Below are 14,786 nucleotides of genomic sequence, written 5' to 3' on the forward strand. Positions count from 1 at the left end.
TTGCCAAACATTGTAGGCCGATTTCGGCTTGATTGTACGAGAAACTTAATGACCCATTTTATTTTTGTCACTGGTGGTGTAGTTTCATCGCTAGGTAAAGGTATTTCTGCTGCTTCAGTTGCTGCACTTTTGGAAGCCCGTGGCTTAAAAGTCACAATGGTTAAAATGGATCCCTACATTAATGTCGATCCAGGGACAATGAGCCCTTTCCAACATGGTGAAGTTTTTGTCACAGAGGATGGTGCCGAAACTGATCTAGACTTGGGTTATTACGAACGTTTCTTACGTCGTGCGAAAATGACCAAACTTAATAACTTTACCAGTGGTCGTGTATATCAGGACGTTTTAAATAAAGAACGTCGTGGTGACTACCTTGGTGGTACAGTTCAAGTTATTCCTCATATTACTGACAACATTAAAGAACGTGTACTTCGCGCAGGTGAAGGCTACGATGTTGCTATCGTAGAAATTGGCGGTACGGTAGGTGATATCGAATCACTTCCATTTATGGAGTCAGTTCGTCAGTTAATGGTTGAGCTTGGTCATAAAAGAACCATGCTTATGCATTTAACTTTGTTGCCATATATCAAATCTGCAGCAGAGCTTAAGACAAAACCAACTCAACACTCTGTAAAAGAGTTGCTTTCGATTGGTATTCAGCCAGATATTCTTATCTGCCGTACTGAATATGATGTGGATGTTGATACTAAACGCAAAATTGCATTGTTCACTAACGTAGAAGCGCGTGCTGTAGTGGTATGTAAAGATGCGAAAACGATTTATCAAATTCCACGTACATTCTATGAACAAAACGTTGATGATTTGATCTGTGAGCGTTTTGGATTTAATGATCTTCCAGAAGCAAACCTAGAAGATTGGGATAATGTAGTCGAAGCATTACTAAATCCTGAATACACTTTACGTGTAGCTATGGTTGGTAAATATGTTGAATTACCAGATGCTTATAAGTCTGTGAATGAAGCGTTATTACACGCAGGTATTAAAAATCGTGTAAAAGTACAAATTGATTATGTCAACGCTGAAGAACTTGAAAGCCAAGACGTATCTATTTTAAGTACAGCTGACGCAATTTTAGTTCCAGGCGGTTTTGGTGAACGTGGTACTGAAGGCAAAATGAAAGCTATTCAATACGCACGTGAAAACAAAATCCCATTCTTGGGTATTTGTTTAGGCATGCAATTGGCTGTTATTGAATACGCTCGCCATGTTGCAGGTATGCCAGAAGCTTCTTCTACAGAATTTAACCGCTCTACAAAATATCCACTCATTGGTTTAATTACTGAATGGTTAGATGAGCGCGGTGAATTACAACAACGCAGCCTTGAGTCTGACTTAGGTGGAACTATGCGTTTAGGTGCTCAAAAATCTGAATTGGTTGAAGGCACAAAAACACGTGAAGTCTACGGTAAAGCTGAAATCACTGAGCGTCATCGTCACCGTTATGAAATGAATAACCGTTTCATCGAGTCGATTGAACAAGCTGGTATGAAGATTTCAGGTTACTCTTCAGCACAACATTTAGTTGAAACTGTAGAAATTCCTGAACATCCTTGGTTTATTGCTGTACAATTCCACCCGGAATTTACAAGTTCACCACGTGATGGACATCCATTATTTGCTAGTTTTATTGACGCTGCAAAAACACAGCATCAAAAAAGTAAATAATGCGATTTTAAATAAACTGGGAAAGTTTAAATGTCACAATTAAAACCACAAGAAGTTGTACGTTTAGGCGATATACAAATGGCAAATCATTTGCCATTTGTATTATTTGGCGGAATGAACGTACTTGAATCAAAAGATTTAGCTTTTGAAATTGCAGAAACGTATGTTGATATTTGCAAACGCTTAGATATTCCTTATGTATTTAAAGCGAGTTTCGATAAAGCAAATCGTTCTAGTCTGCATTCATTCCGTGGTCCTGGACTTGAAAAAGGTATCGAATGGTTAGGTGATATTAAAAAACATTTTAATGTTCCTATCATTACTGATGTGCATGAGCCATATCAGGCTGCGCCGGTCGCAGAAGTAGCCGATATTATTCAATTACCCGCTTTCTTAAGTCGTCAGACTGATCTTGTCGAAGCGATGGCAAAAACACAGGCTATTATTAATATTAAGAAAGCCCAGTTTTTAGCACCTCATGAAATGCGTCATATCCTGCATAAATGTTTAGAAGCAGGAAACGACAAACTTATTCTTTGTGAACGTGGTTCAGCATTTGGTTATAACAATCTTGTTGTAGATATGCTTGGCTTTGACACAATGAAAGAAATGAATGTGCCAGTTTTCTTTGACGTGACACATGCGTTACAAACCCCTGGTGGTCGTTCTGATTCAGCAGGCGGTCGTCGTGCTCAAATTACAACTTTAGCGCGCGCTGGAATGGCAACTGGTTTGGCTGGATTGTTCTTGGAAGGACACCCAGACCCAGAACATGCAAAATGCGATGGACCTTGTGCATTACGTATGTCGCAACTTGAACCGTTCTTGGCACAAATAAAAGAATTGGATACTTTAGTTAAAGGATTCAAAAAGTTAGACACCCATTGAGTTGTTTTATAACCCTTACGCTGCTTTAACCGCAGCTCATATTCATTCAAAGAGGAATTGTTCATGAGCCAAATCGTTGACATTCGTGCACGTGAAATTTTGGACTCTCGTGGTAACCCAACCATCGAAGCAGACGTAATTTTAGAATCTGGGGTTGTTGGTCGTGCATGTGCACCATCTGGTGCTTCAACTGGTTCTCGTGAAGCTTTAGAACTACGTGACGGTGATAAATCGCGTTACTTAGGTAAAGGCGTTCGTACAGCAGTTAATAACGTTAATACGTTGATTCGTGATGCTTTGTTGGGTAAATCAGTTTTTGAGCAAAAAGACATTGATAATACAATGATCGCGCTTGACGGTACTGAAAACAAAGAGAAATTAGGTGCTAACGCAACTTTAGCTGTGTCATTGGCTGCTGCGCGCGCTGCTGCTGAAGAAAAGAAACTTCCTCTTTTCCAATACATCGCAGATCTTCGTGGTCAAACAATTTTGACAATGCCTGTACCGATGATGAACATCTTAAATGGTGGTGAGCATGCGGACAACACTGTTGATATTCAAGAGTTCATGATTGAGCCTGTAGGTTTCACTTCATTTGCTGAAGCTTTACGTGCTGGTGCTGAAGTATTCCATTCTTTAAAATCAGTTTTAAAGAAACAAGGTTTGAATACTGCAGTAGGTGATGAAGGTGGTTTTGCTCCTAACTTACGTTCTAACGAAGAAGCAATTCAAATCATTTTACAAGCAATTGAATTGACTGGTTACAAAGCTGGTTCAGACATGATGCTTGCACTTGACTGCGCATCTTCAGAATTCTACAAAAACGGTCAATACGTTTTAGAAGGCGAAGGCAACCGTGCATTTACAAGCCATCAGTTTGCAGATTATTTAGCTGGTCTTGTAAATCAATATCCAATTATCTCGATCGAAGATGGTCTTGATGAGTCTGATTGGGAAGGCTGGAGCTACTTGACTTCAATCCTTGGTGATAAAATCCAATTGGTTGGTGATGACTTGTTCGTAACTAATCCTAAGATTTTACAACGTGGTATTGATGAAAAAGTTGGTAACTCAATCTTAATCAAATACAACCAGATCGGTACTTTGACTGAAACTTTAGATGCAATCTATCTTGCTAAAGCAAATGGTTATTCGACTGTTATTTCTCACCGTTCTGGTGAAACAGAAGATTCTACTATTGCTGACTTAGCAGTAGGTACAGCTGCTGGTCAAATCAAGACTGGTTCACTTTGCCGTTCTGACCGTGTGTCTAAGTACAACCAATTACTTCGTATTGAAGAATTGACTAAAGCTGCTTACCGCGGTAAAGCTGAATTTAAAGGTTTAAACTAATCTTTAAATAAAAAGTTAAAATTAATTTTTTAACATTTGAAGGTGCTATTTTCTGTTTTTAATAGGAAATAGCACCTTTTTTTATTATCCTAATCGGCGTGTTTTTAAAGACTCAGCCCAACTGTGATGTTTGCAGCGGGTACATTCTTGATCGATTTTATTTAAAATTTTAGTTTCACCACACTTCATACATGAATAAAAAGTATTAAGTTTCAGTATATCTGCTTTACGGTAGGCATTAGGGAATAGCGGCAAGCCCCATTTTACATCTTCATCTTCAAAATAAAGCAGACTAAGAATACCATCCGACTCCAACAAAGCTGTTCTTACTTGTCCAAGGTGCTCAACATTTTGTTGACGCATTTCAGAGAAAAACTCATCATGAGAATATGATTGTTTTTGGAAATCTTTGTAGACTACAAGGCCATCCTTAACAATACAAAGCGCTTTTCCTTCTAGTAAATCTTCAATTTTTTTATGCTTTACCATACTCCATGTAGCAAAGCGATAAAGAAAAAGGATAACAACAAACGCGACGAAGGCATGGGCAATAGGTAAGTCCTCGGTAAACATCGGGTCACCGGCGGCTGAACCTAAACATAAAATAATTGCGAGTTCAAAAAGGGAGAGCTGACGTATACCTCGTTTACCGGATAATCTTAAAAAACTAATAATGATGATGAACATTACGGTACATCGAACCAAAATTTCTAAAACAAATTTCCAAGTCGTGTCACCAATGAAAATATTAAAAAAATCCATTTTTTTCTCCTTATTAAAATAGTTAGAAGAGATCCTTATAAATTCTTAACAAAGTAAAAAATAAAAAAATATACTTTTTAGGTAGTTATTGGTTAAAAGCTCGAAATATATGTGACTTTTTATAAATTTATTTCAAATAATTCTTTATGAAGGAGTTTACTGTTGATAACGTGACCAAGCTGATTTATTGCAAAGTAGATATATTAAAAAGGTACTTTTACTTTATATGAGCTTGTATTTACATGAGAGATAAAAAATATAAAAGATATACTTTGTGGGTGGTTTCTTATTATTAAATAAATTCTCCTTAAGAAAGATATGACTATGAATATGATTAATAATCAAAAATTTATTATATTTAATAAGTATGATTAATAATCAAAAATTTATTATATTTAATAAGATAGTTTAACGACAATTAGAAGTATAGGGGATGGCATCTAAACGTTTTTGAAAAGCATGAGGATCCATAATATTTTTATACATTTGTTGATAAGTTTTTTTGTGATCTTCAATATTATGATAGTCGATAATTTCTTGGAGTTTGTCTTTGTATTCTATATGGCCAGCATTGAACATCGCTGCATAGTGTCCCCATAAAGCATATTGATATCTTAAAGCAGCTTTTGGGATCAAATTTATCTCGGTTAAATAACTATTAGCAGTTTTTTCATAGCATTCTTTTATTTGATAAGGGTCTCTTTTCATTTTGCTTAAAAAAATACATTGCATCTCTTGTAGCTTTGAAATATCTGTTTTAGCTAGTATTTTTTCGGTAACACTATATGCTTCCTTAAGACAACCTAAATGTACAAGTATTTTGCGTTTAGTTTTTAAAATATTTAGGTTGTTCTCGCTAGAAGGTATCTTTTTCAATAAGTTTTTAAATCTTAAGCGAGCAGTTGTTTGGTCTTGTTCTGTATTTAATTTATAAATAATTTCATTATATTCATATATATAAGTATTAATTTTTTCATGTTGCTTATGGTTGTCCTTCATATTAATTATTTTTGAAGGACTATCATCAGTATGGTTATTACAAGCGCTCAAACCTAAGCTTACTAAAGAAAATGCTAAAACTTTATGCACTACAACTTGTACCCTTTATTCTCTCTTAAGAGGTTTGAGAAGAATAATAAAATATAAAAGAAAATACTGTTTAGTTTGTTATTTTTTGAGTTAATCATAAAACTATTGCATAACATTTTATTGGCTAATTGAAAGAGCAATAAATTTAAAAGATGTGATGACCAAACAAGGTTTGAAGAGAGTGAAAATATATAAGTGATTAGAACCATTGATAATTTAATTTAAACAAATAGGAATAATTATTAATATATTGTTGATAACAATTATCATTCATGTTAATTTTTGTGCCGACTTTTGCTGCTGTGTAACAAGGACCAAAGTAGCAAAAGACTAAGGAATCTCGCACAGCACATTGGTTATTATGGAATTTTCTTATGTACACTCCGCCCTTTAGAAAAGCGTTTACATCTCATCCCTTAGCACTTGCTATGGCTTTAATTGCTCCTTCAATTGTTTATGCAGATGAGACAAATGGAACAGCCACTTTAGAAACGATAAAAGTGCAAGCAGAAGAAGATTCCGCTGTTACCGAAGGTTCGGGCAGCTATACAGCAAAAAGCACAAATACTTCTACAAAATTAAATTTATCTCTTCGTGAAACGCCACAGTCGGTGAAGGTTTTAACCCGTGAATATTTAGATGATCGGAAAATCGATTCTTTTCAAGATTTAATGAACAATATTACGGGTGTTTCGACGTCACGTACTGATGAGCGTCAGAAAGTTTATGCGCGTGGTTTTGAGGTAGATTATTACTTAATAGATGGAATACCGAGCACGATTAATTTAGGTACAGGGGACCTTGATTTAGATATTTATGATCGCGTCGAGGTGGTGAAAGGTGCTAATGGCCTAACCACAGGTGCGGGAAATCCAGCGATGGCGCTGAACATGATTCGGAAACATGCCAACTCAAAAGAACTCACTGGTAATGTCAGTACATCATTAGGCACATGGAAATCTTGGAGTAGTTCGGCAGATATTTCTACACCGCTTAATGCTGATGGTTCATTGCGTGGACGTATGTTTGTGAAGCATTCTGATGAAAATTCATTTATGGACTTTTATGAGAAAGAACGGAATGTATTTTATGGTGCCCTTGATTATGATCTGAGCGATAAAACAAGTATGTCGCTTGGAGCTACATATCAAGAATTGCATCGTGATGGTATCCGCTGGGGTGGTACACCAGCTTTTTATACTGATGGGACCCGTACCAATTTTTCTAGAAGCTTAACAGTAAGTGCGCCTTGGACATATTGGGATGTGAATACAACGGCAGTGTTTGCAAACTTAAAACAGAATTTGTTTGGTGATGTTAATTTAAATATTGCTTATACCTTCCGCAAAGAAGATACGGACTCAATGTTATTATATACAGCTGGAAGAGTAGACAAGGCAACCAACACCAGTCCATTAGAAAATCCAAACGATAATTCTGAGAATAAAACTGATTATGTTTCTGTATATGGCGCAAAAGCTGCGAGTGAAGAAAACAATATTGATGTTTTTATTAATGCCCCATTTACGCTTTTTAATCGTCCACAAGAAATCATTATTGGCGGATCTTGGAATAAGAATGAAAAGACCAAAGATATTTTTGGCGGATCTAACAAGAACCAAGACATTGAAAAATATTTAGGTGCTCCGCTTAACTATAATGATATAGCTCAAGAGTTGCTTCAACCTGTTGTTTTAAACGGCAAAAATGCGCTGAATGAAACCACACAAACTGCGGCATATATTGCTGGAAAATTTCAAATTCTGGACCCTTTGAAAATTATTGCTGGTGCACGTTTATCTAACTGGGAATACAAGTCTGAAAATGACAAAGGTAACCGTGAATTTAACAATGAATTAGCACCATATATTGGCGCTATTTATGATTTTGCCCAAGATCATTCTGTCTATGCGAGTTATACAGAAATTTTCAAACCTCAAGATCGTAAAGATGTAAATGATCAATATATTGACCCGATTAAAGGTACGAGTTATGAGGCTGGCTTAAAAAGTGAGTGGTTTGGAGGGCGTTTAAATACAGCATTGTCAGTATTTCGAATAGAACAGTCTAATTTTGCTGAATTGATACCTGGGGTATTTATTGTCCGTAATGGTACAAAAACTACAGAGCAAGCTTACCGTGGTGTAGATGGTGTTGAAAGTAAAGGCTTTGAGTTTGAAGCTGATGGGGAAATTAACGATAATTGGGCTGTTAATTTCGGTATTGCTAATTTTGAAGCAAAAGATGCAAAGGGTACGAAGGTTAATACGACAAACTCTCGAACAACTTCAAATTTATTTGTTAAGTACAAACTTAATCAGTGGAGTGCAGGACTTGGCTTAAATTATAAGAGTAAATACTATACGGGTAGTGGAAGCTCTCGCATTGAGCAAGATGCTTATGTTTTAGCAAGTGCGATGCTTGGCTATCAAGTAGATAAAAATATTAAACTTCAATTTAACATCGATAATATTTTTGATGAGAAATATTATGAAGGTATTGGTGAAAACTCAATGAACTGGGGAACACCACGAAATGCAACGCTGAGTGTTCGTTATAATTTTTGATACAGACATACTCATAAGTAACCGATTTATAAAAGCCCTCAAAAGAGGGCTTTTTGGTGCGTAGATTGATTTATAAGCAGTTGTACTTATAAATATTATTTCCCTTTCAAATTCCATTCATTTTTGACAAAATGAAACATGTCACAATGGTCAATTAAAGTAATATGCCCATTAATAATTTTGCTTAAATTTTTGCAGGAATTTCGCATGCTACTTCTTAATTACTATACAATACAATCTCTTAACGAAAGTTTTTAATTAAAAATCTTAATGATATGTTAGAAGTATTTCGATCCACTTCAAGCAAACTGATATTGCTACTGGTTATTGTTTTAGTAGCCATACTGCAATATCAATTTTGGTTAGGTGAGGGTGGCTATCTCCCTCATCAAGCTCTCATGCAACAAATTCAGCAACAAGCTGAAGTAAATGAAGAGCTTAAAGAACGAAACCGTATTTTGGCAGCAGAGGTTTTTGACCTGAAAAATGGTACAGAAGCAATAGAAGAACATGCTCGCCTTGATCTTGGTTTAGTGAAACCACATGAGACATTTGTTCAAATGAGTACCATCAGTACCCATTACAAGCCTATTTATATTGACCCGAACGCTAAAGTTGATTTGGAAACGAATGAGACACCTGCATCCCCAGATATCCCAGACTAAATTGTGGGCAGTAATTCCCGCTGCAGGGTCAGGAAGTCGATTTTCTAAAACTGAATTGAAACAGTATCAATATATTCAGAATACGACTGTTTTAGAACATACTGTTCGGCGCATAAGTCAACTTCCATTAAATGGTTATGTTCTGGCAATTGGTACCCAAGATACCTTTGCTCAGACTCTCGCATTTCAAAATATAGATAAGGCCCATTTTTGTATGGGTGGGGCAGAACGAGTCCATTCAGTATTAAACGCATTAAATCATCTTTTAACTTTTGCTGACGAAAATGATTGGGTGCTTGTGCATGATGCAGCACGGCCTTGTGTAACAATTGAATGTTTAAATGCCCTTGTCGAACAAGTAATTAAATCAAATCATAGTGCTATCTTAGCGATTCCTGTTCGTGATACGTTAAAGCAGGTTAGGGTAGATAATTATATTAATAAGACGGTAAGTCGGGAGTCATTGTGGCAAGCTCAAACTCCTCAAATTGCTAAAATTGGGAAGCTCAAAAAGGCAATTGAATACGCTTTAGAAAATAATATTGCTATTACCGACGAGGCAAGTGCACTCGAATATATGGGTGAAACTGTGCAGGTTGTGATGGGGCGTTCTGATAATATTAAAATTACTTATCCTGATGATTTAGAACTTGCACGTTTAATTTTACAATCACAGTCTTAAGATAAAAATCGAATAAAAAGTTGTAGTTTTAAGTGTAAAATAGCCTAAGTAAATATTTCATTTCTATATATCTATTTATAAGAATTAATGTTTTTTTACATCCCAAGTCTATAAGATTAGTTGAGTAATTTACTTAGATAATGTTCGATCATCGAACAAAATATATTTATAGCGAACAAAACTGTGTCTAGCTTACTAGATCAAAATACGAAAATTATCAAAAATGTTTAAAAGGGAAATCTAAGGGAAACACTCGGGATTGAGTGAAATATTTATCTATTCTTCTCGCCTCAGTGTGCCTAACTCTCTTACCTATCTCTTCTTCAATGAGCACAATGGAGTTGTCTAATGATTGACAAAAGTAAGTCCTCACTAAGCGAGGTTCTATCGCAGATTAAAGATGGTGCAACCATTCTGATTGGTGGTTTCGGTACCGCAGGACAACCCGCTGAACTCATTGATGGTCTTATTGAACTCGGTGTTAAAGATTTAACCATTGTCAGCAACAATGCCGGTAATGGCGATTATGGTCTGGCGAAATTGCTGAAAGCAGGCTCAGTTAAAAAAGTGATTTGTTCTTTCCCACGTCAGTCAGATTCTTATGTATTTGATGAACTGTACCGTGCTGGAAAGGTCGAGCTTGAAGTGGTCCCGCAAGGTAATCTGGCGTGTCGTATTCAGGCAGCAGGTATGGGCCTAGGCGCTGTGTTTACCCCAACAGGCTTTGGAACACTTTTAGCCGAAGGCAAAGAAACCCGCGAAATTGATGGTAAAGACTATGTGCTTGAGTATCCGATTAAAGCTGACTTTGCCCTGATTAAAGCTTACAAGGGCGACCGCTGGGGCAATCTGGTTTACCGTAAATCTGCACGTAACTTTGGCCCAATCATGGCCATGGCTGCTGATGTCACCATTGCTCAGGTTTCTGAAGTGGTTGAACTCGGTGGATTAGACCCGGAACACATCATCACCCCAGGTATTTTTGTACAGCACGTTGTACAAGTAGCGCCAGCACAGTAAGCAATAAGGAGAAATAACATGAGCTACCAGAAACTCAGCCGTGACCAGATTGCAAAACGTGTGGCGCAAGATATTCCAGATGGCGCCTATGTGAACCTAGGCATTGGTTTACCAACCAAGATTGCCAGCTACTTACCTAACGATAAAGATATTTTTCTTCATTCTGAAAATGGCCTGTTGGCTTTTGGCCCGCCACCGGCGGCAGGTGAAGAAGACCCAGAACTGATTAATGCGGGTAAAGAGTTTGTGACCATGCTTGAAGGTGGTAGCTTTTTCCACCATGGCGACTCGTTTGCGATGATGCGTGGTGGTCACCTTGATATTGCGGTACTTGGTGCATTTCAGGTTGCTGCGAATGGCGACTTGGCGAACTGGCACACGGGTGCACCCGATGCGATTCCTGCTGTAGGTGGTGCGATGGATTTAGCGGTTGGTGCCAAGAAAGTATTTATCACCACAGATCATGTGACCAAGCAAGGTGAGCCGAAGATTGTGGCTGAGCTGAGCTATCCGGTTACAGGTAAAAAATGTGTTGACCGCATTTACACGGACCTGTGTGTGATTGACGTGACTAAAGATGGTTTAAAGGTGATTGAAAAAGTTGAAGGTCTTAGCTTTGATGATTTACAGGCTTTGACTGGTGCAACTTTGATTGATGCGACTCAAGGGTAAGGAAGTAGGGAAATGACATTAAAAAACGCTTATATCATCGATGCCATCCGTACTCCATTTGGCCGTTATGCAGGTGGTCTTGCACCTGTCCGTGCCGATGACCTTGGTGCTGTGCCGATCAAAGCTCTCATGCAACGTAACCCGAATGTAGATTGGGAACAGGTCGATGATGTGATCTATGGCTGTGCTAACCAGGCTGGTGAAGACAACCGTAATGTTGGCCGTATGTCAGCTCTACTTGCAGGTTTACCTTATCAGGTTCCAGCAACCACCATTAACCGTTTGTGTGGTTCATCACTCGATGCGATTGCTATTGCTGCCCGTGCCATTAAAGCCGGTGAAGCGAATTTGGTGATTGCAGGTGGTGTAGAAAGTATGAGCCGTGCACCTTATGTGATGGGTAAGTCAGACAGTGCCTTTGGCCGTAGCCAGAAGATTGAAGACACTACCATGGGTTGGCGCTTCATTAACCCGAAACTTAAAGAATTGTATGGTGTAGACACCATGCCCCAGACTGCCGAAAACGTGGCTGAACAGTTTAATGTGAATCGTGCAGATCAGGACCAGTTTGCCTTGGTGAGCCAACAACGCACCGCAAGCGCGCAAGCCAAAGGCTTTTTTTCTAAAGAAATCGTGGCAGTTGAAATCCCTCAGCGTAAGGGGGATGCTGTTGTGATTGATACTGATGAACATCCACGTGCATCGACCACACTTGAAGGCTTAAGCAAACTTAAACCTGTAGTTAAAGCAGATGGCACAGTCACTGCGGGTAATGCTTCAGGCATTAATGATGGTTCAGCAGCTCTACTGATTGCTTCTGATGAGGCAGTTCAAGCTTACAACTTAAAACCACGTGCCAAGATTATTGCCTCAACAGCAGTGGGTGTAGAACCCCGCATTATGGGTTTTGCTCCAGCACCAGCCATTAAAAAATTACTGAAACAAGCCAACCTGACTTTAGATCAGATGGATGTAATTGAGCTGAATGAAGCCTTTGCTGCACAGGCTTTGGCAGTGACCCGTGATTTAGGTTTGCCAGATGATTCTGCCAAGGTAAATCCAAACGGTGGTGCAATTGCATTAGGTCATCCACTCGGTGCATCAGGTGCACGCCTCGTGACCACAGCCCTAAACCAGCTTGAACAGACAGGTGGTCGCTACGCTTTGTGTTCAATGTGTATTGGGGTGGGTCAAGGCATCGCATTGATTATTGAGAGAGTCTAATCATGAGCCAGTTATATGCCAGCTTGTTTTACCAAGAAGACGTCACTGACATCTTTAGTGACTCATCTTTAATCACATATATGATTCAGGTTGAAGTTGCCTTAGCTCAAGCACAGGCAAAAGTTGGTGTGATTCCTCAAAATGCGGCTAATACCATTGCCCAAGTAGCTGAGCAGGCATTAGACAAGTTTGATTTTCCCGCTTTGGCTGTAGCAACAGGCTTAGCTGGAAATATCGCAATTCCATTTGTAAAACAGCTTACAGCAATCGTTAAAGATGTTGATGAAGATGCTTCACGTTATGTGCATTGGGGTGCAACAAGTCAGGATATTTTAGACACAGCTTGTATTTTGCAATGCCGTGATGCGTTGAAAATTGTGGAAGGTCAACTTCAACAATGCTATGCGACTGCATTACAGCAAGCTAAGCAATATCGCCATCAAGTCATGATTGGGCGTACATGGTTACAGCAAGCTTTGCCAATTACTTTAGGGCATAAACTCGCTCGCTGGGCTTCTGCGTTTAAACGTGATTTAGACCGTATCCAAGCCATGAAATCACGTGTACTTACTGCTCAGTTAGGTGGTGCTGTGGGTTCATTAGCTTCTTTGCAAGATCAAGGTTCGCTTGTGGTTAGTGCATTTGCTCAGCAACTGAATCTGACTGTACCGACAAGCACATGGCATGGTGAGCGTGATCGTATTGTAGAAATCGCAAGTGTGCTTGGCATTATTGTCGGGAATACGGGCAAGATGGCACGTGATTGGTCACTGATGATGCAAACTGAAATTGCAGAGTTGTTTGAGCCAACTGCGAAGGGTCGTGGTGGTTCATCAACCATGCCGCATAAGCGTAATCCAGTTGCGGCAGCATCCGTATTAGCCGCGGCGAATCGTGTACCAGCACTTATGTCTAGCATTTATCAAAGCATGGTACAGGAACATGAGCGTAGCTTAGGCGCGTGGCATGCAGAATGGTTAGCAGTTCCAGAAATCTTTCAGCTTTGTGCTGGAGCATTAAGTCGTACTGGTGAAGTTTTACAAGGTTTCGAAGTGAACGCTGAGCATATGCAACAGAACCTTGAGTGTACGAATGGATTGATTATGGCAGAAGCTGTAATGATGGCACTAGCTCCTAAAATTGGTCGTTTAAATGCTCATCATGTTGTTGAAGCAGCTTGTAAAACAGCCGTGGCTCAAAACAAGCATTTGTTTGATGTTATTAGCCAACTAGACGAAGTGAAAGGGCAGTTTAGCCAAGCAGAAATACGGGATATTTTCAAACCGGAAAACTATTTAGGCAATATTCAGCAACAGATTGATGCAGTTTTGCAAGAAGCACAAGGAGAGCCAAAGTGAAACAGACTATTAGCAATCGCCAAGGAAAACAGCTAGCTGTTTATACCGAAGGCTTAAAAGATGCTCCTGTGCTTGTTTTCTCTAATTCATTAGGCACAGACCATGGTATGTGGCAGTCACAGGTAAATGATTTAAAAAGTCATTTTAATGTCATTACATACGACACACGTGGTCATGGTGGAAGTGATGTAATTAGTGACACCACATTGCAAAACTTAGCTGAAGATGTGGTTGATATTTTAGATGCCTTGAGTGTTGAAAAAGCTCATTTTTGCGGCATTTCAATGGGCGGAATTACTGGGCTTTGGTTGGGTATTCATCATCCAGAGCGCTTTTTAAGTATTACTGTTGCAAACTCGGCAGCCAAAATTGGCCAGGCGGAGGCTTGGTTGAGTCGTGCTGAGTCTGTGGAACAGAATGGTTTAGCTGAGTTGGTTAAAACCACGCATACCCGCTGGTTCAGTGAAAACTTCGACTATCAACATAATGTGGTTGCACAAACGACGATTCAAAGTCTTGCAAACACACCGGCACAAGGTTATGCGAATGCATGTCGTGCTTTAGCGTATGCCGATTTAAGAGATGAAATTGCACAAATTCAAATTCCGGTACTGCTGGTTGCGGGGACAGAAGATCCAGTAACTACAGTAGCAGATGCTGAGTTTATGCAACGCGCTATCAACAATAGTCAGATTGCTAAATTGGAAGCATCTCATCTTTCTAATATTGAGCAACCGCAAAGATTTACTCAGGAATTGACTAGGTTTATTCAGCAAATCTAATAGCTTAGTGATTTAAAAGGAATTGGCCTTAAGGAGGC

13 protein-coding genes are annotated in these 14,786 nt (G+C 38.9%); 11 read left to right on the top strand and 2 right to left on the bottom strand.

Annotation, left to right across the window (positions count from 1 at the left end; translation table 11 throughout):
• Positions 1-48: 48 nt before the first annotated feature.
• The 3 genes from ACTJJH_RS01745 (at position 49) to eno (ending at position 3,927) form a co-directional block, all read left to right on the top strand.
• A complete protein-coding gene (locus ACTJJH_RS01745) occupies positions 49-1,686 on the top strand; it encodes a CTP synthase (protein WP_002121060.1) in 1,638 nt (545 codons plus the stop codon).
• Between the two features lie 30 nt (positions 1,687-1,716).
• On the top strand, positions 1,717-2,574 hold the full coding sequence (kdsA, locus tag ACTJJH_RS01750) for a 3-deoxy-8-phosphooctulonate synthase (protein WP_002121042.1): 858 nt from the start codon (positions 1,717-1,719) through the stop codon (positions 2,572-2,574).
• Positions 2,575-2,637: 63 nt separating this feature from the next.
• A complete protein-coding gene (eno, locus tag ACTJJH_RS01755) occupies positions 2,638-3,927 on the top strand; it encodes a phosphopyruvate hydratase (RefSeq protein ID WP_002121066.1) in 1,290 nt (429 codons plus the stop codon).
• An 84-nt stretch (positions 3,928-4,011) separates the two neighbouring features.
• Here the strand turns inward: eno and ACTJJH_RS01760 are convergent, their stop codons facing one another.
• Together ACTJJH_RS01760 and ACTJJH_RS01765 are read right to left on the bottom strand one after the other, a co-directional pair.
• Positions 4,012-4,689 carry a DUF421 domain-containing protein gene (locus ACTJJH_RS01760; protein ID WP_440600611.1) on the bottom strand — a complete coding sequence of 226 codons (678 nt, stop codon included), beginning with the start codon at positions 4,687-4,689 and terminating at the stop codon, positions 4,012-4,014.
• Between the two features lie 408 nt (positions 4,690-5,097).
• The gene (locus ACTJJH_RS01765; protein WP_440600612.1) at positions 5,098-5,778 is read right to left on the bottom strand and encodes a hypothetical protein; all 681 of its coding nucleotides are present in this window, start codon (positions 5,776-5,778) and stop codon (positions 5,098-5,100) included.
• A gap of 374 nt (positions 5,779-6,152) precedes the next feature.
• Here ACTJJH_RS01765 and ACTJJH_RS01770 point away from each other — a divergent pair, with 374 nt between their 5' ends.
• The 8 genes from ACTJJH_RS01770 (at position 6,153) to pcaD (ending at position 14,748) form a co-directional block, all read left to right on the top strand.
• Positions 6,153-8,345: a TonB-dependent siderophore receptor gene (locus ACTJJH_RS01770; protein WP_440600613.1), complete on the top strand. Its 2,193-nt coding sequence runs from the start codon at positions 6,153-6,155 to the stop codon at positions 8,343-8,345.
• 275 nt (positions 8,346-8,620) lie between these two features.
• Complete coding sequence (gene ftsB / locus ACTJJH_RS01775; RefSeq protein ID WP_005069056.1) at positions 8,621-9,010, top strand: cell division protein FtsB; 390 nt, start codon at positions 8,621-8,623, stop codon at positions 9,008-9,010.
• On the top strand, positions 8,976-9,692 hold the full coding sequence (gene ispD, locus ACTJJH_RS01780; protein WP_032036311.1) for a 2-C-methyl-D-erythritol 4-phosphate cytidylyltransferase: 717 nt from the start codon (positions 8,976-8,978) through the stop codon (positions 9,690-9,692). Before ftsB ends, ispD begins: the two co-directional genes overlap by 35 nt.
• A 348-nt stretch (positions 9,693-10,040) precedes the next feature.
• Entirely contained in the window at positions 10,041-10,712 is a 672-nt protein-coding gene (locus ACTJJH_RS01785; protein WP_017386040.1) for a 3-oxoacid CoA-transferase subunit A, read from the top strand.
• An 18-nt stretch (positions 10,713-10,730) separates the two neighbouring features.
• On the top strand, positions 10,731-11,384 hold the full coding sequence (locus ACTJJH_RS01790; protein WP_119685088.1) for a 3-oxoacid CoA-transferase subunit B: 654 nt from the start codon (positions 10,731-10,733) through the stop codon (positions 11,382-11,384).
• Positions 11,385-11,396: 12 nt separating this feature from the next.
• Positions 11,397-12,608, top strand: coding sequence for a 3-oxoadipyl-CoA thiolase (pcaF, locus tag ACTJJH_RS01795; protein WP_440600614.1), 1,212 nt, complete (start codon positions 11,397-11,399; stop codon positions 12,606-12,608).
• A gap of 2 nt (positions 12,609-12,610) precedes the next feature.
• Entirely contained in the window at positions 12,611-13,966 is a 1,356-nt protein-coding gene (locus ACTJJH_RS01800; RefSeq protein ID WP_440600615.1) for a 3-carboxy-cis,cis-muconate cycloisomerase, read from the top strand.
• Positions 13,963-14,748 (top strand): 3-oxoadipate enol-lactonase, encoded by a 786-nt coding sequence (gene pcaD, locus ACTJJH_RS01805; protein ID WP_032038525.1) that lies wholly within the window; start codon positions 13,963-13,965, stop codon positions 14,746-14,748. Before ACTJJH_RS01800 ends, pcaD begins: the two co-directional genes overlap by 4 nt.
• Positions 14,749-14,786 lie beyond the last annotated feature (38 nt).

Source organism: Acinetobacter sp. 22301, from assembly GCF_052045285.1.
Taxonomy (GTDB): Bacteria; Pseudomonadota; Gammaproteobacteria; order Pseudomonadales; family Moraxellaceae; genus Acinetobacter; species Acinetobacter pittii.